16 protein-coding genes and 1 pseudogene are annotated in these 24,812 nt (G+C 49.9%); 11 read left to right on the top strand and 6 right to left on the bottom strand.

The window, feature by feature from the left end:
• Positions 1-147 precede the first annotated feature (147 nt).
• Positions 148-4,797 carry a zinc ribbon domain-containing protein gene (locus BT142_RS13225; protein WP_072418664.1) on the bottom strand — a complete coding sequence of 1,550 codons (4,650 nt, stop codon included), beginning with the start codon at positions 4,795-4,797 and terminating at the stop codon, positions 148-150.
• Between the two features lie 595 nt (positions 4,798-5,392).
• Positions 5,393-6,085 carry a 4Fe-4S binding protein gene (locus tag BT142_RS13220; protein WP_072418663.1) on the bottom strand — a complete coding sequence of 231 codons (693 nt, stop codon included), beginning with the start codon at positions 6,083-6,085 and terminating at the stop codon, positions 5,393-5,395.
• A gap of 162 nt (positions 6,086-6,247) precedes the next feature.
• Between BT142_RS13220 and BT142_RS18775 the strand changes: the two genes are divergently transcribed.
• Positions 6,248-6,910, top strand: a complete 663-nt coding sequence (locus BT142_RS18775; RefSeq protein WP_072418662.1) for a Crp/Fnr family transcriptional regulator — start codon at positions 6,248-6,250, stop codon at positions 6,908-6,910.
• A gap of 140 nt (positions 6,911-7,050) precedes the next feature.
• On the opposite strand, the gene BT142_RS13210 is transcribed toward BT142_RS18775, so the two are convergent.
• Positions 7,051-7,797 carry an alpha/beta fold hydrolase gene (locus BT142_RS13210; protein WP_072418661.1) on the bottom strand — a complete coding sequence of 249 codons (747 nt, stop codon included), beginning with the start codon at positions 7,795-7,797 and terminating at the stop codon, positions 7,051-7,053.
• Positions 7,798-8,188: 391 nt separating this feature from the next.
• On the opposite strand from BT142_RS13210, the gene BT142_RS13205 reads away from it, so the two are divergent.
• Positions 8,189-12,775 (top strand): glycoside hydrolase family 2 TIM barrel-domain containing protein, encoded by a 4,587-nt coding sequence (locus tag BT142_RS13205; protein WP_072418660.1) that lies wholly within the window; start codon positions 8,189-8,191, stop codon positions 12,773-12,775.
• A 171-nt stretch (positions 12,776-12,946) separates the two neighbouring features.
• Here BT142_RS13205 and BT142_RS13200 read toward each other — a convergent pair whose 3' ends face one another.
• Positions 12,947-13,195: a hypothetical protein gene (locus tag BT142_RS13200; RefSeq protein ID WP_072418659.1), complete on the bottom strand. Its 249-nt coding sequence runs from the start codon at positions 13,193-13,195 to the stop codon at positions 12,947-12,949.
• A gap of 230 nt (positions 13,196-13,425) precedes the next feature.
• Entirely contained in the window at positions 13,426-13,737 is a 312-nt protein-coding gene (locus BT142_RS13195) for a winged helix-turn-helix transcriptional regulator (protein WP_072418658.1), read from the bottom strand.
• Between the two features lie 36 nt (positions 13,738-13,773).
• Between BT142_RS13195 and BT142_RS13190 the strand changes: the two genes are divergently transcribed.
• Positions 13,774-13,983, top strand: coding sequence for a hypothetical protein (locus tag BT142_RS13190; RefSeq protein ID WP_072418657.1), 210 nt, complete (start codon positions 13,774-13,776; stop codon positions 13,981-13,983).
• 318 nt (positions 13,984-14,301) lie between these two features.
• Here BT142_RS13190 and BT142_RS13185 read toward each other — a convergent pair whose 3' ends face one another.
• Positions 14,302-15,300, bottom strand: coding sequence for an alpha/beta hydrolase (locus BT142_RS13185; protein WP_072418656.1), 999 nt, complete (start codon positions 15,298-15,300; stop codon positions 14,302-14,304).
• Positions 15,301-15,445: 145 nt separating this feature from the next.
• On the opposite strand from BT142_RS13185, the gene BT142_RS13180 reads away from it, so the two are divergent.
• The 8 genes and pseudogenes from BT142_RS13180 to BT142_RS13145 all read left to right on the top strand — a co-directional run bounded on the left by BT142_RS13180 (position 15,446) and on the right by BT142_RS13145 (position 24,808).
• Positions 15,446-16,321, top strand: coding sequence for a LysR family transcriptional regulator (locus BT142_RS13180; protein WP_072418655.1), 876 nt, complete (start codon positions 15,446-15,448; stop codon positions 16,319-16,321).
• Between the two features lie 146 nt (positions 16,322-16,467).
• Positions 16,468-19,275 (top strand): DUF6055 domain-containing protein, encoded by a 2,808-nt coding sequence (locus tag BT142_RS13175; protein WP_084659476.1) that lies wholly within the window; start codon positions 16,468-16,470, stop codon positions 19,273-19,275.
• Between the two features lie 369 nt (positions 19,276-19,644).
• Positions 19,645-19,854, top strand: coding sequence for a helix-turn-helix domain-containing protein (locus BT142_RS13170; protein WP_347497675.1), 210 nt, complete (start codon positions 19,645-19,647; stop codon positions 19,852-19,854).
• A 204-nt stretch (positions 19,855-20,058) separates the two neighbouring features.
• Positions 20,059-20,977 (top strand): annotated as a pseudogene (locus BT142_RS13165) (tyrosine-type recombinase/integrase); the annotation flags it as partial.
• A gap of 405 nt (positions 20,978-21,382) precedes the next feature.
• Positions 21,383-22,234, top strand: a complete 852-nt coding sequence (locus BT142_RS13160; protein WP_072418652.1) for a site-specific integrase — start codon at positions 21,383-21,385, stop codon at positions 22,232-22,234.
• 116 nt (positions 22,235-22,350) lie between these two features.
• The gene (locus BT142_RS13155) at positions 22,351-22,920 is read left to right on the top strand and encodes a hypothetical protein (RefSeq protein ID WP_139275804.1); all 570 of its coding nucleotides are present in this window, start codon (positions 22,351-22,353) and stop codon (positions 22,918-22,920) included.
• Positions 22,921-22,922: 2 nt separating this feature from the next.
• On the top strand, positions 22,923-23,717 hold the full coding sequence (locus tag BT142_RS13150; protein WP_072418650.1) for a zinc ribbon domain-containing protein: 795 nt from the start codon (positions 22,923-22,925) through the stop codon (positions 23,715-23,717).
• Positions 23,718-23,731: 14 nt separating this feature from the next.
• A complete protein-coding gene (locus BT142_RS13145; RefSeq protein ID WP_072418649.1) occupies positions 23,732-24,808 on the top strand; it encodes a zinc ribbon domain-containing protein in 1,077 nt (358 codons plus the stop codon).
• Positions 24,809-24,812 lie beyond the last annotated feature (4 nt).

The raw sequence follows: 24,812 nt of genomic DNA, 5'->3' as shown, positions 1-24,812 counted from the left end.
TTAACTTATTTTTTGTCAATTCAGTTTCTTCTGCTCAGTGCAGAAGTTTCTTATTCGGCGTTGCAGTGCCATCAATAATCTGCGGTGCGCACATTTTCGATAAAAACACAGCCTCGGCAGCATATAGCGTCCGAGGCTGTATCAATACTAATGCAGACATTCAGCAACGCTGTCGCCCCAGCTTTGAAGCGTCAGACCCTGCTCGGCAAGGTTCTTCTCAAATATCGCCAGCGGGATCTTTTCCTCCGCGACGAGCTTTGCCATCGCGTGATTGTCGAGCACCTGCGGAGTGAGCGTGCTTTCGCCGCCTTTTGAAACGTGGTAATTGTCGCGCGGGATGATGATCTGATCGGTCTGTTTTGTGATCTGGCGCACCCCCTCGACCTTCTGCGAATAGCTTCTGTAGCGGTAGCCCTGCGCCTCTGCGAGCTTCGACTCACGCGCCATACCCGACAGAGATCCGGCGGCTCGTTCGCATTCGGCAGCCTTTTCAAGGCTCCTGCCTGCCTTGTCCGTGTACCACTCCCTACCCTTATAGGTCACGGTTTCCCGGTTCAGCGCGGCGCCTTTGAGTTCCATGCCCTGAAGGCTCCTGTCCACCGTGCCGTCCTTCATTATGCCGGTCATGCCGCTGAGATCGGCGTAGGCTTCGGGATTTCGCCGGCTGTGCATTGCGGAAGGCGAGGTCTTGTACTCTGATACCACCGTAACGTCGTAATCCTCCATAAACGCCCTCGCTTCCTCGATGCTCGGCGGCTCCTTCCCCGTCATTCTCTTATAGAAATTCCGCGCCATAGCGTTCTGAGCAATATTCTGGTCAACGGTAAAGTCCTTTGAACGATCTGACCTGACCATGACCATAAAGGATTCGTCAGAGTCGTTCGGGATACTCTTTGTGGGGAGTTTATTGCTGTTCGCAGAAGCGTTGAACGAATACAGATCCTCACGCGGAACGCCGGTTTCCGCTGCTATATCGTCAAGTGTATCCATACGCGCTTCTTCGAGCACGCGGCTGCGGTAGCGGTTGTACTCGGCACGCATATTCATCGCGTAAGGATCGTTGGAGCGCTGGAGCTGTTTCAAAGCGTTCTTGTCGTTCCAGACCTCGCGCACCGCTTCTTCGTAATCCCGACGTGCAAGCTCCTTTTCGGGACCTTTTGTTTTAGCAAGCTTCTGCTGTACTTCTTTGAGCTTCTTGACTTTCATCAGTCCACTGTGCATCGCCATATCGGCTTCCTCGACAGCCTTCAGCTCGGCGGGAGTCAGCTTTGTTTTCAGCACAGCCGCCTTCTGCGGAGCCTTTGCTGATGATTGCGTGAATGCGTCGGCAGCCTTATCCCATGCGCCCTTGAAGCTCTTCGCGAGCGTGTTGAAGTAGTTCTGCGTGTTTTTCAGCGCCTGTGCACCGGTGTTATACAGTGCGGAATTTCTGCACAGAGCCTTGTCTGCTCTGGTGATGAAATTGTTGTACTTCTGCGCACAGCCTGCGGCGACCGCGAGAGCGTCAACGCCGGTCAGGTTCTTCGCGACGTAGTTGGCGGAAATGCCGCTCACGGCGATGGATGCCTGGATGACATACTGTTTTCCGTAGGCTCTTACGCCGATCGACACAGCGTCCCAGAAGTCCATCTCGGTCTCGCCGGGGCTCGTCGTATAGATCTGCTCCCTGATCTGGTCGCTGACCGTCATTGCTGTGAACAGCACCTCGGAATAGCCAGCGGTCGTGATGCCCAGCGCTATCCGCCCGAGAACAGAGCTGTCGCGTATACCCTGCATGAGCGCATAGCAGGCGGCAAGTTCGTCGGCAAGGGTGACAGGCTCGGTATCGCCCCTCGCGCCGGTATGCGTTCCCTGCAAGAAGCCCTGCCATATCCTGATGACGTTATTCAGCTGATTCTTGTCGAAGCCGAAGCGTTCATCGTAGCCTGTCAGCATACGGTCGATCATGTTGTAGAGCGAGTCGAGGTGGTTCATATAGTTGTGCCAGATACGCTCCTGAACATGGAGCAGATACTGCCTTGTCTGCTCTTCCTCCTTCTGATGCCTGTACTTTTCATCGGAGCTTTCAAATGTCAGGAACGGCTGCGAGAGCAGCAGCACCTCGCGGCGCACCGAAAGCTCTTTGCCCTTGTAATTTATCTTGATCTCGATTTCCGCATTCATACGCATCGGAGCGTCAAGACCGCCCTTTGTGGAGCATATTTTGATCTTTCTTCCGCCTGTGCTGTGAACGTCGGTGGTCGGGAAGGCGACTATCCCCAGGCTGTCAACAAGCGCCTGATGATCCTTTGTAGCCTCGCTCTTGTGTGCGTAGCGGTCAGCAAGCAGCTTCTTTGCGTAGACCTTTGTGCTGCCGGGCTCGCCGGTCTTTTTGTCGGGTATCTTCGGCACGGGGGCGATGCGCAGGATACGCTGATTCTTCTCGTCATAATCGAGCAGCAGCAGCGAGCCCTCGGTCACGCAGTATTCGTAGTCGGAGGGACGCGGCTCCTTAACTCCGACACGCTCGGGGCGCAGCTGCAAATAACACCCGATGCTCTGGGTGCTGACGATCAGCGTCAGCCCGAGGTGTATGCGGTAGACGGGGAAGTTCTGCGTGATCTTGCAGTACCCTGCCGCGCCCGGTGCGCCGTCCTCTGCGGTGACGGTAAGCATATAGGTCTCGGTCGTCCCTGCCAGGTGAACGCTCGTGCCCGTCTCACTGATGACGGCTTCATAGACCCTCGGGTATTCCTTGTCCGGCACGACCTTGACTGCAAGATTGTCACCCTCGTCCCTGATCTGTGACTTTTTGCCGGTCTCGTCAGTAACGCCTATCTTTCTGAACTCATACGTCACGCGTGCCTGGTCGCTCATGCCCCTTATGCCGAACGAGACCGCGAATTCGAGCTTTCTGTTTGCCGGAACGCCGATATTTTCCTGACCGAAAATGATCTGCGGCTCGGTCACATTGAACACCACGTTCTGCGTATATGTTCCGCCCTCGCCGGCGAAACGGAATGTGACCGTGCCTGTCCCCGACGGTGTTCTGCCGCTCTCGGGAACGCTCACCATAGCACACCGATAGCCCTGCACTATCCCACCGTCGGAAACGCTCAGAGAACCGTCTGCGGAAAAGACCTGTATCTGCGAGGTGAGCAGGGGGCAGGGGAGCAGACCGCCTTTATCGTCTATCTCGGCAATGCGGGCAAACACAGCCTGCGGCTGACCGCCGGTGCTGAGCGTGCTGCCGAAGTTTTTGTTAATGAACATTTTATAGCGCTTTTTCTTGCGTTTCTTCTGTGAATCGTCTATCGCTTTTCCGACGGCGAACCCCAGAAGCCCCGAACCGCCGACTGCGGCAGCCGTGCCGATAACGCCGGGCACCGTGCCGTCCTCGTCATCGTCGTCGTTTTTGCCGTCAATGATATCTGCGTCGATCTCGGTGCCGCTATCTTCTCCCTCAGAATCGGATGCCGAAACCGTTTCGTCCTGAATGACCGGCGGCTTCGCATCTGGGGAGATAAGCGCGTACAGATCGCGGTCAACGCCGACAACTACAGGCTCGGAGATTGAAGGCGTCCAGCTCATCAGAATACCTCTAAGCTGATCCGCCATAGTGATGGCCTCATCTTTGTTCCAGCAAATGATCTTAAACTCAATAATTGATTTCCCGAGTTCATTGTTCTGTGCCCATGGGAATAGCGTAGTCAGGTCAACGTAAACATCCAGCTCATAACGGATTGGCTTACCCTTATTATCATATATTAACCCTGCATGACCCTTTGCCGGATAGCCTGCTACGCTTGTAATATAATCTTCCTTTGGTACGCCCTGGCCGAAATCATCTTTCATTTCGTCAAATTCAAGGCTTGATACCAATTCGGCATAGTAATTCGGCTTTGTCGAAAGATCGCCTTTATAAGCAGGAAAATTGGGAAGCGTCAGATCCACACGGGTATAGGTCACACCCTGTAATGAATCATTTGCGTAGGGCGACGGGATCTCTGTTGCAAAGATGTAATGAAAATACCGTTCATAACCGTCCGCCTCCTTCTGATTGGTTCCGCCGCCTGAGGTCAGAAAAACATCATAGGTATAATTCTCGTGGTCGTTAAGCGGAAGCAGATAATCCTGATAATCACTAAGCTGTGTCATGACCTCCTGAAGATCAGCCGAACACGCCCAGTTCATATCGTCAGGCTTTTCCATAAGCGCAGACACCGAAACATCGGGAACACTCATCGCAATGAACAGCCCGCAGATCAGCAGGGACAAGACCCTCCTGACCCCGTCGCCTGCTTTCTTCTTGTTTTTAGCCCTGCTGATGATGAGTCGTGCCGCCGACACAGCAGCAATAACGGCAGAAACTATGATCCGTACAACAGGCGGCAGGAACATAAGCCCCGTGAATGATGCGGCAGTAATGCCGAGACCTGCAAGAACGGCGGAAAGACTCGGTCTGCCCTTTGCAATTCCTGCGATACCGCCGAATTCTCCGAGACCGAACTCGCCCGCGAAGTCAGCGGCTTTGATACCGATGCTGTCTGCCGTGCTGCTGATATTTCCGAAGCGCTCTTCGTCAGCCGTTGTCACATCCGCCGACGACGATGGCTGACCGCCGACAGGCGCCCTGCATTTGGAACAGAACGATGCGCCTTTTATGAGCTGTGCGCCGCACTTTGCGCAGTAGCCGCTCATTTCGACCTGATGCGCTTGCGGACGGGAGTCTTGCTTTATCTCATGCCTGCATTTCGAGCAGAAGCGTGCGCCTTCAAGCAGCTGTGAGCCGCATTTCGGACAGTATCGTGCTGCCATGTGGTTCACTCCTTTCGCAGTCTATTATCAAAGTTCGTCCGTCATTTTGCGGTTTATGTCATGCTTCGTCGGGATGGTATTTCTGTACGAAGATATTTTGCGGTCTCCTGCGTTATCGGTTTCACACGCAATTCGGGCGGAACAGGAAATCATCTCAAACGTTTAATGTACATGGAAAATTAATCTTTTATTCATTATAGCATACTTTCTTCTAAAATGCAAGTATATTATAAAAAAATCAACTTCATAAAAAACAGACCTTGTAATCGGTCTGTTTCTTTGTTATAATAAGTTATGCGATATATGCCGAGCACAAAAACCAATGCATACACTTCTGCCGCGAAACGCTTGCTGATATTTCTGATCATATTGTCCGACCTCCTCTGTCGGGTTTTCCGCCGTTAACACTCGCAGACGGAAAAATCTTACAGTATAATTATTCCATAATCTACAAATACTTGCCAATATATTCTGGAGATAATCAAAACTATTAACCTGCATTTGTCATTCCGAACAATGAGAAGGTCGGGTCATTGTGTATTGTGCTCTATATCAGCTCTTTGTGGATGATTCAATGCAAGTGATTTCTTCCTCGTCAGCGTTTTTCAACAATGTTCCCGTCGGGCGATATGACAGCAATTTCAAGAGGGATGTTTTTGCCGCTTGCGTTAATTGCCCGTTTTACGGCTTGCTCCAGACCGCCGCAGCAGGGGACGGTCATTCTTGTGAGCGTGATGCTTCTGATGTCGTTATTGCGGAAGATCTCCGTCAGCTTGTCGGCGTAGTCAACGGCGTCGAGCTTCGGACAGCCGATCAGAGTTATCTTGCCTTTGATGAAATCATGGTGGAAATTTCCGTAAGCGTAAGCCGTGCAGTCTGCGGCTATAAGCAGGTCGGCGCCGTCAAAGTAAGGCGCATTGGTCGGCAGCAGCTTGATCTGCACGGGAAACTGACGGAGACAGCTGTTCACGCGAGCGCCGCTGTTATCCTCTTTCGGGGTGAAGCTCCGCAGAGCCGAACCGGGGCAGGTAAAGCCCGTACAGGCGGACTTCTTCTGCTTGTTTTCCTGTACTGCCTTTTCGTCGTAAGCCGCCGCTTCGCGTTCTGTGAAGTGGATAGCGTCCATGGGGCAGGCGGGGAGACAGTCCCCGAAACCATCGCAGAAATCGTCTCTCATGAGCCTTGCCTTGCCGTCAACCACAGCGATTGCGCCCTCGTGACAAGCCTTTGCGCACAGACCGCAGCCGTTGCATTTTTCCTCGTCTATCTCGATTATCTTTCGTATCATAATTATTACCTCAACTTTCTCTAAGTTTGCTGCCGATGACTTGTTGATCGCGAATTACCTCGCTTTCTGTTTTGCTGATAATATTATACCATGTTTTTCTGAGATAAGCTGTTGCACGGGCAACAGTTTTGTGCTATAATAACAGAAAAAGGGGGTATCTCCATGAAAGAACAGGCCGTTTTCGGCAAGTATAAAGACCTCATCGCAGACTGTGCGCTGTTCAACGGGATAACGCAGGAGCATCTGCCCGATTCGCTGAAATTCCTGAAAACGCAGTTCAGGACCTACCGCAAGGACGACTACATCATCACGCTGGGCGACCCGTTCAGATACGGCATCCAGCTGCTCGAAGGCAGTCTGGAGGGCTCGTTCATCAATGAGAATTACGACAAGATCAACATGAACCATTTCACGGCGGGTACGCTGATCGGCGAATCTCTTGCCTGTTCGCAGATACAGTGCAGCCCGATACAACTGCGAGCCATGACCGACGTATCGGTGCTGTTTTTTGACTTCACGGTGCTGTATGATACGGAGGCGCTCAAACACACATATCAGCTGAAAATGTCGGTCAATCTGATACAGGCGCTTTCAAGGCGGAATGTATTTCTCAGCACAAAGATCAGGATATTCGGTCAGAAAACACTCCGAGACAAGGTGATCATCTATCTTGAAAGCCTTCCGAAGCGTGAGGACGGAAGCGTGAAAGTGCCATTTACTCAGACTGCTCTTGCCGAGTTCATGGGCGTCAACCGAAGTGCCTTATCGCGGGAAATGGGCAGAATGGAGGACGACGGTTTGCTTAGTTCGGTCGGGGACGGATAAATATTGAAGCTCTGACCGAAATATCATATTATTTCAGAGATACGTTACGGGGATTTTTGATCGGGCAGAAAAATGCAGAGCCTGTGCAGCTCTGCATCGGGGAATATTCAGTTGAAATTGTCTGTGAAACAACATCAACATCACGAACCATCGGCGATCGACCTGACAGCAGTAACGTAATCACGGGAATGATTGATAGAAAAATCCCCATGATACATTTCCGGAAGTCCCGTTATCGAACTATCGGGAAGTGCGTCATGGATGGTCTGAGCAGATCTTCTGATGCCCCGATTTTCCTTCTCTCCATAAAAAATATGGACATCTGCCGAACACCTTTTGATCGACTCATTTAGACTGTATGAAGTATTCGCTTGGAGAAAAGCGATCATATCGTCCTTTTGTATCTTGCAGGTGTCACGGTAGTAATCGTCAAACAGTTCAGGTTTCATACGCAGCTGGCGAAATTGCAGCCCGGAAAACCATTTTTGCCTGATAAGCGGATAACTGCACCCGAACGCAGGACGTATCATGGTGTTTGTGAACCTCGAAGGGACAGCCATCGCACTTTCCACGATAGCGTGCTTGCAAATATCACCCTGCTGTGACAGCATTTCAAGCAGGATCTGTCCGCCGAGGGATAATCCGCCGATCATAAATACCGAATCGCCCAGTCGTTCTTGTATGAAATCAATGATCTCAGCGGAATTATCCTCGATGGTCGTAAAATGCCTATCGCTCCCTGCGTGACCGTCTAAGATAGGGATGATGACATGATATTCACTTTTCATGGCTTCCGCTTCCTCACGGTAATTCCACCATGACAGACCTCCGCCGTGCAGAAGTATTATCGTTTTCGGATTATCCCTGCCAAATTCTTTATAGTTCATATCGCACCACATTTTTACGTTTTAAGCAAGCCGACCGCCTGCTGTTACCTCTTGATTATACCACACCTTCCCTGAAAACGCAATCAAATTTCTGAGAGCTCCGACCTATATACATAACATACAAATTGCCGCACAGAATTTCGTCACTCTCTACAAAGGTGCAGTATATCGACCTTCGGCATAGCTTTTGTGTATTTTTCTTATGTAATTTTTCCACCTTTTCTTCATTTTTGGGGTTGCACTCACGCATATTTATTTGTACAATATTAATAAAATGTACCGCTAAATTCAAATATATTTGTTTGAATCGAAAAATACTGTGTGATACCATCATGAGCCGCAGGCAGCACATTTGCTGATAGATAACGGCTCAAAATATAAGGAGGTCTATATGAAGAAAAAGTTCACATTTGTTGTGTCGGCCATGATGCTGACCCAATCATTGTACGGTTTACCTCCGCAGAAAGCTGCTGCGGCTGATGTGACCTTCACTCACAGGGAGTGGTCGGGTCAGTCGGGTGCGGAGGACGTTTTTGCCGTGAACCGTGAAGCGGCTTCCGTCAACCCCGTCCCCTTTCAGGACGACGCTTCTGCTGTAAACGCCGTATGGAACTACAATGACCGTGAAAAGTCCGACTATCTCCAGATACTCACAGGCGAAGGCGAGGACTGGGAACTCAACGTTGTACAGAACGACGATCAGGCTGCCCCCTACCGCTGGGGAGGCTTCATGAATGCCGACTACAAGGGCAAGGACGGCGACGGCTGGAAGACCGTTCAGCTGCCGAAAAGCTGGACTGCGCTCGGGTTCGACCACTCGATCTATACAAACATCGGCGAGCCGTGGCAGAGCGACTATGACCCCTGGGTGAACTGTCCGTCAGCTCCTACGAAGTACAATCCCGTGGGACTTTACCGCAAGAAGTTCACTCTCGACAGCTCCATGAAGAAAAGCGGCAGACGCATCTATATCCAGTTTGACGGCGTAGAATCCGCTTATTACGTATTCATCAACGGCAAGGCGGTGGGCTACAGCGAGGACACCTTCAGCCCTCACCGTTTCGACATCACCGACTACCTCAACGACGGCGAGAACATCCTCGCAGTTGAAGTGCATAAATTCTGCGACGGCACATGGTTTGAGGATCAGGACATGATCTACGACGGCGGTATCTTCCGTGACGTTTTCCTCGTCAGCAGTCCCGACGTGCAGATAAGCGACTATACCGTCCGCACAGACCTTGACGACAGCTACAGGAATGCCCAGTTGCAGCTGAGTATCGACGTAAGGAACCTTACAGGCAATTATAAGAGCGGCTGGGCTCTGGAAGCTGCTGCCTTTGACGAAGCGGGAAACAACATCCTCAGCGGCGCTTATACATCCGTGAATTCTCTCGGCGCAGGTCAGACGGGCACATACTCGATCAATACCAATGTAACAGCCCCGAAGCTCTGGTCCGCGGAGACTCCGAATATCTACGCTCTCGTCCTCACTCTAAAGGACGAGAAGGGAAATGTACAGGAAAAAGTCTCCGCACAGCTGGGATTCCGTGAGATAGGTTTTACTTCCACAGCCGTTGACAATTCATACGGCGTCACCACAAAATACTGGCAGCCAATAACTATCAACGGCAAGCGTCTGCTGCTCAAAGGCGTGAACCGTCACGATTCAGACCCCTTCTACGGAAAGGCAGTTCCTCAGAAGACAATGGAAGAGGATATCCGCCTCATGCAGAAGCACAACATCAACGCCATCCGTACATCCCATTACAGCAACGATTCATACCTCTACTGGTTGTGCAACAAGTACGGTATGTACATGATGGGCGAGACCAATATGGAATGTCACGCTCTTCAGGACGGCAAGAACAATGACTCCAAGGCTCTGTTCTACGAACTGGCTATGGACAGGACCGAGACTGCATACGAGCGTCTGAAAAACAATCCTGCTATCGTTGCATGGTCTATCGGAAACGAGATGGGCTATACCACCAATCCAAATGATGCAGGCGGAATGTTCAGGGATATGATCTGGTATTTCAAGAAAAACGATCCTACCCGTCCTGTTCACAGTGAAGGACAGCACTTCGGTATGGGCGTTGACATGGGAAGCGATATGTATCCCGGCTCGGACATTATCCGCTACAACGCAGGCGTCGGGAAGATGCCGTACGTAATGTGCGAATACGACCACGCGATGGGCAATTCCGTCGGCGCTCTCAAGGAGTACTGGGACGCTGTAAGAAGCGCCGACAATATGCTGGGCGGCTTCATCTGGGACTGGGTCGATCAGTCGAGAGCTGTAGCTCTTCCGAACGGCGGCTGGGACTACTACTCCGAAAGCTATGCCCACAAGAACCTCTACTCCGATGAAAGCCGCGGCAAGTTCTTCGGCTACGGCGGCGACTGGGGCGACAAGCCCAACGACAACAGCTTCTGCGAGAACGGTATCATCTGCCCCGACAGGACTCCTCAGCCCGAGGCTGACGAGGTCAGATACCAGTATCAGAGCTTCTGGTTCTCGGCGAATGCTCAGCAGCTCGCACAGAACACCGTATCGGTATACAATGAGAACAACTTCCTCGATCTGAGCGATTTCACCGTTGAGTGGAAGCTTCTGAAAAACGGTTCGGAAATTGACAGCGGCACTGTCAGGGACGCTAAGTGTGCTCCTCTGACGAGTGCAGATATCACTGTTCCGTTCAGGCTCCCGAAAACTTACTACTCGGGCGACGAGTTCATACTTGACATATCGGTAAAGACCAAGAAGGCTACAGACCTTCTGCCGTCAGGTACCGAGGTGGCATATGAGCAGATATCCCTCGACTCCGCAGGCATCTCCGCTAAATACGACGGCGGCGATGCAGAACTCACCATAGTTGATGCAGGGTACGCATACGTTCCCACCAACAACCGCAACGACTTCAACTTCGCAATAAACAAGTCCACAGGTCTTATTGAAAAGTATTCCTATAAGGGCACGCTCCTCATCGAGAACGGTCCGACCCCCAATTTCTGGCGCGGCAACGTTGAAAACGATAACGGCTGGGGTGCTAAGGACCTCTATGACAAAGCCTGGGAAAGGGCTATGGACGGCGCTAAGGTCACAGGCATCGAAACGGGCGACGCATCTGACGGAGCCAAGACCGTGACCTCACACCTTGAACTCCCCAACGCAGGCAGCACAAAGGTGGATATCAAATACACGATCTACCCCGACGGACGTGTGAACTGCGACTTCAAAGTTGACGCAACAAGATCGGGTCTGGGCAACTTCATCCGTGTGGGCTCGATGATGACCCTTCCCGAAGGCTCGGAGCAGCTCTCGTGGTACGGCAACAAGACCGAGAGCTTCAATGACCGTAAATCGGGCGGCCGTCAGGGCATATGGGAGAGTACTGTTTCAGAGCAGTATTTCCCGTATCTCAAGGCTGACGACTGCGGAAACCTGACCGATGTCAAGTGGATATCCGTCAAGAACAAGGCAAACAAGACAGGTCTGCTTATCGCAGCAAACGGTACTGTAGAAGCAAGTGCTCTCCACTTTTATCCAGAAGACCTCCAGCAGGCTGACCACGTATACAAGCTTTCGCCGAGAAAGGAGACTGTACTCAGTGTTGACTACGGGTCGATGGGTACGGGAACTGCCACCTGCGGACAGGGTACACTTGAAAAGTACCGTCTGCCTTCGGGCAGGACCTACAGCTGGAGCTACACTATCATTCCCGTAGACACAGATACAGACGGCAAGTCAATGTCCGCGACCGTTGCGAAGCTCCGCTCGGACGGTGTGAGCATTCAGGACAAGAGCTCCAATGCACTGACCATCCCAATAAAAACACCTGCAACATTAAAGTCAACATCAGAGGGAAATGCGGTATCGGGTTCGCTTTCGATACCTTCATCCAACAGTCTCGGAGCTTCTCTTGAAGGCAAGCATTCGTTCACTGTTGAAGCCGAATTCGTCCCCACGGGCAACCCTGATTTCAACATGATTGCAAGCAAGGGCGACTGCGCTTTCGGTCTCAGAACTGAAAAGGGTCAGCTGTACTTCTTTGTTCATGCAGGCGGAGAATGGCGTACAGTTTCATACAAAACAGGTACTGACGAAGCCTCTGGCTGGATCGGGAAGAAGCATCAGCTGGCAGGTATCTATGACGCCGATTCCAATACCATAAAGATATACTGCGACGGAAAGATGCTGACAGAAAAGAGCACAGGCACCACCGCAGGGATAACCTCGTCCTCGTATGACCTTACGCTTGGCGCCTGCCCCGAAACAGGACGCACCTCCATGGCGGACTTCTATGAATTCCGCGTCTACAGCAAGGCACTCACCGAAAGCGAGCTTGCTTCGCAGAATACCGCTTCACCCGCATATGGTCCCGACAGCAAGTACGTTCAGCTCTGGCTGGATTTCGATAATGTGGTCTCGCCTGTCCCTGCAAATCCGACCGTTTCCTATGAAGCAGGCGACGGCGCGGTTAAGCTCACCTGGAACAAGGTCAGCGGTGCGGAAAAATATGCCGTCGGAGCCTATGTGGGAGGGGCGTGGAAAATTCTCGACACTTGTCCTGCGACCGCATCTTCGTATGTTCTGAAAAACCTCAATGCAGGCATGAACTACAAGGTAGCCGTGATCGCTATGTTCGACGGCAAGTGGAACATGGACATATCGAATGCGATCGTTGTTACACCTAAGGAAGCGACCCCGCAGTATCCTGTAGTCAAGGCTCAGGTGCAGGGCAGCGCGTTCAGGCTCAGCTGGGGCGCTGTCAAGGGTGCTGACAAGTACGCTGTTGTGTATTATTCGGCAGGGAAGTGGAGACTGCTCGACCAGTTCGACGCAGCCAGCACTTCTTACGCCAGAACTAAGGTCCCCGCAGGAACTTACCGCATCGTTGTTGGCGCGAGAATCAACGGCAAGTGGGATCTTACATCGTTGAACAGCAGAGCTGTCACGGTTACCATCAAGTAAGATTTTCATTGTCCTATCCGATATGGGTAAAACCAACAGCCCAATAGATGGATAACCATAATGAAAACGATCCCGAAGCTGACATAAAACTCAGCTTCGGGATCGGTCTTTTTCGGTTAATATTCTTTAAGTTCTCGATCGGTTTGCGAAGAACGGCGATCATGTTTGATATTAGGTGAACTTTACGATGATATCCATCTTTCCGCGCTTGCCATTCACACAGGGAAACTGTGCGAAGGTCTCAAGCTCTGTTACCTTACGACCCGCTGCATAGTCCATATCGAGTTTTGAAAACTCTCTCAGTAATGAATAGGCTGCCAGACACACATTTTTATCATCGCAGTCATAGTTTTCAAACAGCCATCTCAGAAAAGCATCCTGAGACAGTTCCTTTGTTGCATAATCAAACAGATTTTTCATTTTTACACCTCTTATAATTTATTCTGTCACTTCGGCGAAGCTGCCGAAGTGCTTCATAGCAAGGTCGCTGACCTCGTTTCCCGACTCAAATCTCGCCGACTCGTCAACGACAGTTTTCGTCTGCAAGGTTTTTTGCACTGTTTTTCTGCAAATCGTGTCGTTGCATAAGCTCCGCCGCATTTTTTACAAGGTTGCTGCATTCAATCAGTAGCAATTCGGTTGTTATCTCCCTACTCACACATCATATCCAGGATAGGTATCAGCGACTTCCCGCGCTCTGTAAGCGAATACTCCACCTTCGGCGGTATCTGCTGATATTCCTCACGGTGAACAAGTCCGTCCGCTTCAAGCTCCTTCAGATTCACGCTGAGCGTCTTGTAGGAAATATCACCGATGTACTTTTTCATCTCATTGAAACGAACGATGCCGAACTCCACCAGCGTATAGAGAATGGTCATCTTGTATTTTCCGTTGATAAGCGACAGCGTATAGCTGAACCCTGTGGTTTCGAGTTTTTCTTCCGAGATGCAACGGCCTAACATCTTTTACATTCTCCTTTAGATAAGTATGTAACCTCAATGTGCGTACTTGACAGAAAATCTGTTTGTGATATCGTCGGCAAGATCGTCAATGTGAGCGCCGAGGAAAGCGTTGTCGGGAACAAGGACAAGATCCTGCCCGAGAAGGTAAATGCGCTTGTATTCGACCAGTACAGAAACGGTTATTTCTCCATTGGTGAAAAGGTCGGTCAGGCTTGGAATGCAGGGGCAGGGCTGATGAAGAAGTAAAAGAAATATCAGATCGGCATTGTGGCATACCACAATAACAGCGCACTTTATCGGAACTGAATAAGCTGTTTCGATCTATTTCTGAAAAACAAAAGGCGATATCTTACACACAAGTAAGTTATCGCCTTTTTTCAGAAAAGCTATTTGATTTAGATAGCACCTCATGAATATTGCCATTGATGCAAATGCTCTGCTTCGCTGTCTCATCGGGTGCATAAGCTTCGCCAACCTTCAAATGAGGATACCGCTGCTCATAAAGTCGAGAAATTCTTGTAACTCTTGAGTAGCCGTTGTCATTGCTGTTTCCTCCAAGATGGTTTATTTCAGATACTCGTTATAGAACGCTTCGAGCTTATCAAACGGGATAGCATTGTTCTCACCGCCGTCATAGAGATCGGTATGCGATGCTCCCTCGATAACAAGAAGTTGCTTGTTGTCGGCATAAGGATTGTCCTTTATCATCGCTTCATAAGCATCCTTGCCGAAATAGAAAGAGTGTGCCTGATCGCCGTGCATTACCATAACAGCGGAGCGAATCTCATTGCTGTATTGCAGGATAGGCATATTGATGAACGACAGTGAAGAAGTCTTGTTCCAGCCGCCGTTAGAGTTTAGCGAACGTGGGTGATAGCCGCGCTCGGTCTTGTAATATGCGTGGTAGTCCTTCACGAAATACGGAGCATCATCAGGCAGAGGATCAATAACACCGCCGCCAAGCTCATATTCGCCGCTTACATAATCCTTGATACGCTGGGCGTTGAGTGACTGCTTCATAGCATACCTTGCATCAGCATTGTCGGCTTCATCAAAATAGCCCTTTGCGTTCACTCTTGTCATATCGTACATCGTGGAAGCTACTGTCGCCTTGATACGGGTATCCATAGTTGCCGCATTTATCGCCATACCGCCCCAGCCGCAGATGCCGAGGATACCGATACGCTCGGGATCGACATTCTCCTGCACGGAGAGAAAGTCAACGGCTGCCGAAAAGTCCTCCGTGTTGATGTCGGGAGAAGCCACATAGCGGGGAATACCGCCGCTTTCGCCTGTAAACGAGGGGTCGAAAGCGATCGTCAGGAAACCACGCTCTGCAAGTGTCTGGGCGTACAGACCGCTGCACTGCTCCTTGACAGCACCGAAAGGTCCGCTGACAGCGATAGCAGGGAGCTTACCGTCGGCGTTCTTCGGGGTATACATATCGGCAGCAAGTGTGATGCCGTAGCGGTTGTGGAAAGTGATCTTCCTGTGGTCAACCTTGTCGGATTTCGGGAAAGTCTTGTCCCATTCCTGTGACAGAGTAAGCATTTCGTCTTTCATATTGATTACCTCCGATTTTAGTGGTTTTCTTTTATTATAGCATAGTATATCTGAAATGTAAAATACCTATTTAGAATAGCTTGTCATTCTTGACAGGAATTGCAAAAGGCGGTATAATAAATATATCAACTGACGGAGGTGCGGTATGGAAATACGGATATTACGCTACTTTCTGGAGATCGCAAGAGAAGAAAACATGACAAGAGCGGCTGAACGCCTGCATATCTCACAGCCCTCGCTTTCTAAGGAGATCAGGAAGCTTGAGGACGAGCTGGGGCATACGCTTTTTGTACGCACGAACAAGAGTATGCACCTGACCGATGAGGGGATGCTGCTTCGCAAGCGCGCCGAGGATATTCTTGCTATGGTGGACAAGACCGCCGAGGAGTTCAGCCAGCTTGACAACATCATCGGTGGCGAGATACGAATAGGCTGTGCCGAGAGCTATCTCATCAAGTATCTCGCACGGAGTATCAGGGATTTCAAGGAGCAGTACCCGAATTTTGTCTTTCACATTTTCAGCGGAGATACCGAGCCTGTTGCCGAGCGCCTTGACAGAGGTATCCTTGATCTCGCTGTTATCGTTGAGACGCCGAATTTGTCGAAGTACAACTATCTCTCTGTCCCTGAAAGTGATAAATGGGGGCTTGTGATGCTCCGTGACAGTCCGCTTGCACAGAAAGAAAGTCTCACCTTTGATGACCTTTACGGACTGCCGCTGTTCTGTTCCGAGCAGTCTATCCGTGTGGATTTTCCACGCTGGTGCGGTGATAACATGGGCAAGCTGAACTTCGCAGGGACGGTCAACCTTGCCTATAACGGCTCTGTTTTTGTGAAAGAGGGGCTGGGTTATCTGCTGACCTTTGAGCATCTCATTGACACAAGCGAAGAAAGCGGACTTTGCTTCCGACCGATCACGCCAACGCTTGAAACGAATATGTATATCATCTGGAAGAAATATCAGGTGTTCTCGCCGATAGCAGAGCTGTTTCTGAAAAAGCTGAGAGAGGATTATGCGTAAATAAAACCAGATTTTGTCATTTACAATTGAAATTGCAATATATTTGATTATTTTTGCAATTGTAAGCGGTCTTGTTTTGGTGTATTATATTATTGTAATTCAGATTAATTATTTGAAATGCAAATAATGATTCGGGAGGAATATGAATGTCAAATCTATTTAAAAGAATGACAGCAGTTGGATCAGCAGGTCTGATAATGTCATCCGTACTTACCGCAGCACCTTACAGTCTCGTTTCAGAGGCGGTAACGTCTTTGAGTACCCGCGACCCCTGGTGCGCGAATGATGATGTCAACCGCTGGGAGTCGGAACACTTCCAGTTCATCTGGGGCAAGACGGGTGCCGATTCTGGCAAGGTAACGCAGTCATTTCTTGAGGAGAACGCCAAAAACCTCGAAGCGTGCTGGAATGTTTACATGAACGAGCTCCACATGGAGCCGCCTACCCAGTCCACCAACACCAGACTGCGTGACGGAAAGGAATATAAGGTCAATATCTATATTTCGGGTACCGGCATTTCTCATTTCCCTGATGACTGGGCATGGATGGGATATGATAATCAGGGCTATGCCTTCATGTTCTGCTGTGTGGGCGCTATGCAGAATTCACCTAATCCGTCATGGGTACTGCCGCATGAGTTCGGGCACGTCGTTACTGCGCACCAGATCGGGTGGAACAATAACAAGTATGTCGGAGCTCTGTGGGAAGCGATAGGAAACTGGTTCCGCGAGCAGTACCTCTACTCCGATTACTACAAACAGTGGGCGAACGTTTCGGGTACAACGGATTATTTTGAAACATACCACAAGAATCTTTGCTTTACTCCCATTATCGGGCGTGACAATTATGCTGCATGGCTCTTCCTTCAGTATCTCACCGAGAACCCTGACAAGCTTCAGGGTTACGGCAGCAGTTTCGTAAAGGATCTCATGCAGCAGGGACAGCCCGACGAGTATCCCTACCACGAGATAGAACGTCTTTCGGGCAACGACATAAAGGATACCCTCGGGCACTATGCAAAGCGTCTTGCGACTCTCGACTTTGCGCACAAGAGTGAGTATCTGAGACGTATGGAGGAGCTTTTCGACCGCGGTGAATGGAACTGGGGTGAGATCTATACACTTCTCGAAAAGAGCACGAAGGCGGACGATTTCTATACCGTCCCCACCGAGCGTGCGCCTCAGCAGTTCGGTGTGAACGTTATCCCTCTCGAAGTGACCGCAGGCAAAATAAGTATAACACTTAAAGGTCTGACCGACATCAAGGGCGCAGACTGGCGTGCCTGTATCGCAGTTGAGCAGAAGGACGGCACTACACGTTATTCCGATCTTTTCAAGTCGGGTGAGACAATGACAATGGACTTTGGCGCAAATGATTCCGCCGCATATCTGACGGTCACAGCTACTCCCGATTCGGATACATGGCAGCAGTATGGCGTTCAGTATATGTTCAGCGAGGGCGAATTCGATGAGAACCATGCGCCGTTTCTTGGCAAGAACCGTTATCCCTACGGTGTTACGATCAAAGGTGCTGACATAAAGCAGACTCGTAACAACGTGAACGAATCATCGGGGAGAAGGCACTCCAACGGCGGCGGCTTTGTAGCCTATACGGCAAAAGTCGATGATTCCGTCTATGTCGGCAAGGATGCGAGAGTGCTGGGGTACGCAACAGTCAAGGGCAACGCGAGGATCGAAGATCATGCTGTCGTTACAGGCTCCGCCGAGGTCTCGGGTAATGCGGTCGTCAAAGGTCATGCTGTCGTTGCGGAAAGAGCAAAGGTCAGGGATAATGCCATAATTGCCGATTATGCGGGAGTCATGGGCGAATCCGTCGTTTCAGGTAATGCCCGTGTGCTTGAAAGCGGACTTGTGTTCAACAGCTATAATGTCAGCGGAAATGCGACAGTCAAGGGTGTTGCATACGGTCTTGCCAACGGCAGCGCTTCAGGGCAGGCTATCCCCGACGGAGACTACTATGACGACACGGGAAGAAATCTGCAAAAAGGCGCCATCTACGGCTGGGCAAGCTACGAGGGATATGCTCTGAACAGGCCGTTTACCGACGGACAGTATGCAGGGCTTGAGTTCGATACCGACAGTACACATATTGCCAGTGATACATATACCTCGACCTATGCCATGAACTTCGGTACTCCTGTTTGGAGCAACAAGCTCACAAGCGGAAACGGTGTTATGACATTCAACGGCAACAGTTATATGGTCGGTGACAGTTCGTATGCCGCTCTGCACGATGCAGATTATCAGACTGCTATCCTGCTCAGGGACAACCGCAGGAATACCATCTTCCGTTTCGGCGATGATGAAAAGTATATGTCCCTCACCGCAGAGAACGGAAGCATTACCTTCTCGATCAACAACGGAAGCGGTGTGCAGTCGGTGACGGCTGAAAACGCCTATACAGCAGGTCACTGGGCAACTGTCAGCGTGATACTTGACGGAGATAATGCAAAGCTGGTCGTAAACGGCGGCAGCGGCGCAAAAACTGCGGCTGGCAGGATCACGGCAGACCCCGTCGATATTGTAAGCGACGACGCGTCTTACCTCATCGCGGATGGAATGAACGGTTCAATGGACTATTTCAGAGTGAACTTTAAGGAAGTCTCCGAGCCGACCTACTATTATACCGAATCCGAAGAGATCGTTCCCGCAGTCAGATACCCGAAAGTCACAAAAATTGAGTACAGTGAGAAGACCCACCAGGTCAGATTAACATGGACGCCTGTCGAGGGTGCGACTCACTACGGTATCGTAGTATTTAATGCAGGAAAGTGGAGAGCACTGACTACTATACCTGCTTCGGCTACAAGCTACACTTCAGCCAAGAACCTCACCCCCGGCAAGAGCTATAAGGTCGCAGTGGGAGCAAAAGTAAACGGCGATTGGGATGCTGCCAACGCTATCAAGAACGCAGTGACGGTTACCATAAAGTAACAACACGAGTTTCTGTCGGCAGATCACGCACCAGGCAGCAGGGAAGTGCCATTGTAAATGAGCTATTGGTGCGAAAAGTGAATGCTTAAAATAACAAGGATAAGATAAACACGTCTATCCGGTAGAAACCACACCCGGCAGAATGGTATCTGTTTGGTGTGGTTTTCTCAGTTTTCATTGAAAGCGATACTGGTTGGATGCTGATTTTTGCAATAGGAGGTATTTGACGTATCTGAGGAAAAAGAAAAACTCTGAAACGACGGTATAGCGCATTAGTCGCAAAGAAGTTTTTGAGTTTTAATTTAAAGGTTGCGCAGATACGCTCTACGCAGCCTTTTTCTTTTTATCGAAGCCAATGATTCCGAACAGGTGTCTGAGGTCAAGTCCAATGTCGTGGAGATGCTGACCGTCAAGGAATGCACCGAAGCGGTCAGGGGACTGTCTGAACACACCGTCCGCAAGCTCATCAAGCAGGGTAAGCTGCCGTATCTGAGGACGGGCGACGGCGTGAACGGCAAGATGCTTGTCAACAAGGCAGACTTGCTTGCCTATTTCAACGGACAGACAGCGAACAGATAATTCTGTACGCTGAGAACGGCGATTTTACGCTGTTTGAACGGCAACAGACAGAAAATCCACAAACACCACAGAACAAAGGACATAGATTTGGGCATACTCCCGAAAAAGATAGAAAAAACTCTTGACAAAAGCCCGATAGTGCGCTAACATTAGAGTAACAGGAGTATGCCATAAAATCTATGTTGACAGGAAGGACATCAACTTATGGCTACGATAAGAAAAAGAGGAAACTCTTATCAGATCAGAGTTTCCTGCGGATATGATACATCAGGTAATCAGGTGGTTCAGACCATGACATGGAAGCCTGCGGACGGTATGAACAAGAAGCAGATCGAGAAAGAGCTTCAGAAGCAGGCTATTCTTTTTGAGGACAAGTGCATGAAAGGTCAGGTCACGGCGAACGTGAAGTTTCAGGACTTTGCCGAGCAGTGGTTTGAGGAGTATGCGAAACTCAACCTCAGAAATACGTCCTATGAGCGCATGAAACAGCTCACCGTGAGGGTGTATCCTGCAATCGGACACCTCAGACTTGACAAGATCACCAGCCGCCATATCCAGCAGTTTATCAACGATCTGGCACTTAACGGCAAAAGCCTGAAAAAATGGCAGACCGCTGTCGAGAAAGACAGCCGTTCATCATCTCAGCTTCATAAGCGATGTGTTCAGCTACGCTGTGAAGATGGAAATGCTCACCGATAACCCCTGCAAGCGTGTTACCGTTCCGAAGGGCGAGAAGAAGGAGAAGGACATCTACACTTTGGAAGAAGTTGCACAGCTCTTTCAGGTCCTTGAAACTGCACCGCTGAAATACCGTACTTTCTTTACTTTGGCGATATACAGCGGATTCAGGCGTGGAGAAATGCTCGGTCTTGAATGGAAGGACATTGACCGGGAGCATAACGTTATCAGCGTCCGCAGGACGAGCAACTACACCGCTTCAAAGGGTATCTACACCGATACCACCAAAACGAAGAAATCTCAGCGTTCGCTGAAATTCCCTCAGTGCGTTATGGATATGCTCCGTGATTATAAAGCGGAACAGGACGAGGAGCGTATAAAGCTCGGTACGAAATGGCAGGACTATGACCGCCTGTTCGTAAAGTGGGACGGCAGACCGATGAATATAGGTTGCTCACAACGTACAATGACGGCCGAATCGATCATCATTCAAAACTAAGATTTAAAAGTTTAACAATATTATTCCCGACGATGAAGTCTATAGACTGAAAAACGCTGTAATTACGCGGGTTTCGGGGTATCACAAACAGTTTTGACCCCAATTTGACCCCAAAATAAAGCAGTGCAGAAAAGAACCCTGAAGCAGTAATAGTAATAGCAAAGACCGATCCGTTGTGGGTCGGTCTTTTTGAGTGTTCGGGGCTCAGAGAAATATACCTACGGCTTGTTCGTCATTTATACATCCGAATACTTGTCTGAAACCTTTTTCAATTCCTCTGCAAAACCCTTTCTGATGTCCTTCGGCGAAACTATTTCCAATCCGTCGCCATACAGGCAGAGGGGTATCCGTGTGATAATACTGAATATCCCGACAACTGCTATGAATATCGATAGCGAGAACAGCTGGGTGCTTGAAACGGTCACGAATATTCTGATTGAGGTGCTTGGCAGTATAGCCGAGGAGGAACGCTTGAAGATACGCAGGCGACAGACAGAGGGTATCCAGTATCCCAAGAGCCGCAAAAAGCCCCCGAAGTTTTACGGCAGCGAGGAGCTTGATATGCTGCTCGAAGCAATGGACAAGTATCCGCCCGAAAGCAAGTACAAGCTGTTTGTGTATATAATGATAACAACGGGCTTGCGTAAGGGCGAGATACTGGGTCTTGAGTGGAAGAACATCGACCTTGACAATGGAGAGCTGAGTATCGTCCAGAGTGCAAAGTACAGCAGAAAAAGGGGTATGTATCTTGGCGTACCCAAGACTGACACTTCTGTCCGCAAGGTCAGAGTGCCTAAAGAGGTGGTTGAAATGCTCAGGCAGTACAAGGCGGAGCAGGACGAATACATACTCAATATGGGCAGTGCCTGGGAGTATAACGATTTGCTGTTCACTCAGTATGACGGCAAGCTGATGAGCATACAAACACCTTATGAGTGGCTCAAGGGCTTTTACGAGAAGCATAGTCTTCCGTTCAAGGGGATACACGCAAGCCGTCATTCCTTTGCATCAGAGATGATAGCGAATAAAATGGATATCATCAAGGTGTCAAGAACCCTTGGTCATTCGATGCCAAGTACGACTGTAAACACCCCAAAAGGACACACCCCACCTCCCGCAGCCATATTCGATAATACACAAAGGTTCAGCGACAACCAAAGCCGCTGGACCTTTTTCTTTTCACCAATATCTGCACGGCTCTGATTTGGAAGATATTATACAAAAATTAACTTTTTTATTTAAAACTATTGTATTATTGTTTGGTTTATGATATAATAAGATAACACTTAATAATCAATTTACAAAATGCGAGTGAGAATATGACAAAAATTTCACAATCTGTTTTAACTCATGACGCAGACGGCAAATACCGCTGGACTTATGAGATGAGCGTTCTTAAAAATCCCATGATCTTTCTGACCGTGTGGAAGATACTCGCCGTTATTTCCGCGGGCATTTTTGCGATCATTTTTCTTGCGGATATCGAACACGCCGACCGTATTTTGAAAGACCTGAAATTCTGCGGGATATTCTTTGCCGGCATGACCGCAATGGTCTGGCTCGGCTGTCTTGTTTATTCGCTGATGATCGGTGGCAAGTACTGCGCCGAGTTTGAGATGGACGAAAACGGCATCACCCACCGGCAAGCCGAATGGCAGGCTGAAAGGCTGAAAAAAGCCATGAGGTTTTCTGTAAGATACCAGATGATGACGCGAACCGAGATAAGCTCCGACTTCTCAAAGGTGCGCAGGATCAGGGCATATCCGAAGCGCAACACAATCAAGCTCGACGAGCCGTTCGCACACAATCAAATATTCGTGTCCGACGAGGACTTTGAATTCGTCAGACAGTTCATCATGACACATTGCACCAACTTGAAGGAGGGATAATCATGGCAGGTTTTTGCGCAAAATGCGGCAGCAGGATAGACGATAACATCAGATTCTGTGCGAAATGCGGAACCCGCGTGGAGAGCGCACCGCAGGTGATGAACGTTCAGCAGGTTCAGCCGCAGACATATCAGTTTGAACAGCCTCAGCAGGATCTTTACTATCAGCCGGCACCTCAGCCCTCACAGCAGACTTCAGAAAAAAAGGGTATGAGCAACGTCGCGGCTTTCTTCTTGGCGATAGTCGTGCTTGCGGTCGGAACGACGGGATTTTTCGCATTCAAGGAGGACGGCTTCCTGCGCCGTGACAGCGAGGAGACCTCAAAGAGCCGTTCATCTAAAGAAAAATCTTCAAAGGCTGAAAAATCGGATAAGGAAAAGTCCGAAGAAGAAAATGATGATACCCCGAAAGCCGAGAAAAAAGATACCGCCAACAACACGGTCGATTGGGACGGCACGATCTACGGCGTCGAGCTGCCAAAGCCCGACGGATATGATAAGGTATATGAGATCGTCGACAATGGAGATACTACGGGCGTGTATATCGACGGCGTGACCTACGATGAGTACAAGGCGTACTGCAAGAGCATCGAGGATTCGCCCGACTGGGTGCCTGCCGACAAGACACCGCCAGAGGACACTGCGCACTTCCCCGATGACTACAACGAAAAAGTCATAGCCGTGTATTTCTCGGGAACATATAAAGACTCGCTGTATGTTTCGGTGCATTACTGCGTCGATTCATTCTGCGAGGATACGGGCAAGCCGAATTTCGAGATAGTGGCGTATTTAAAATAAGGTAGGTGAAAAATATGATCTGTCCAAACTGCGGAAAACAAATCAACGACGGCGATCTGTTCTGCGCGTACTGCCGACAGAGGGTCGATAGTCAGCCGGTTCAGCAAACTATTCAGCCGGTATATGTTCAGCCCGAACAGCCGATACGTTCAACCGATCCCGTGAAGGAACAGCACCCGGCATCGGTGTTTTTTACAACGCTGTTTATTGGCGCGTCGCTGATAGCATCGTTCATCATGTTCATCAAGCCGGGTTATATGCTCGGTAGAGATGACGATGACAGCTCGTCCCGAAAGAAGAAATCGGACAGCTCGGTGTCGGTAGTCGATAAGGAAAGTAAAGAAGATGATTCGGAGATCGTGACTACCGTGACAACAGCAGGCACCACAAAAAAATCCACAACAAGTGATGATTCTGACGGGATCACCACAACCAAAACCACCACCACAGCAGCGGACACGTCAGCTGCTACCACCAAAAAAACTACCACAAAAAAATCAACCACAACGAAAACCACAACGTCACAAAACACAACGAGTATTACAGCAGCCAATACCACAACAGCCGCTCCGGTGACCGATCAGCCCACAACCACCGCCGCAACCAAATCAGCGGACGATATCGCCAAAGAGGATGCAGTGAACTATTCGACCGACGAAAAACCCTCGTTCAGCGACTTTGAATGGTGCTACGGACAGTTCGGGTTGGTGCGGGATCCTCCCTCGGACGTGGAATTTCTCATGGAATCGGGGTCGTGGACTGGCGGCTGGAAATGCATGATCGTCTACTCGACCTCCGAAAACGACGAGCAGTATATCCGCGAGATCAACAACGTTTACATCGACATTGAGGGCACTGACATCGACATGACCGTCAAACACTACATCTACGAGATAGACGGCGAGAGCTACGATGACAGCATCACCGCCAATTGGACGCTGACTGGTCAGGTGACTAACGGTCCGTTTGAAGTAGTGGGCGGCGAGCGTGTCACGATGCGGAGTTTCTGGCGGCAGAACGGTCACGAATACGCCGTCGGGGATATGATGCTTCAGGACGGCACGGACGCATATATCGCATTTTACAGGTGAGAGG

It is taken from the genome of Ruminococcus sp. YE71, assembly GCF_900119155.1.
Taxonomy (GTDB): domain Bacteria; phylum Bacillota; class Clostridia; order Oscillospirales; family Ruminococcaceae; genus YE71.
Note: the sequence above shows the minus strand (reverse complement) of the source record. Positions and strands in the feature narration are given on the sequence as shown.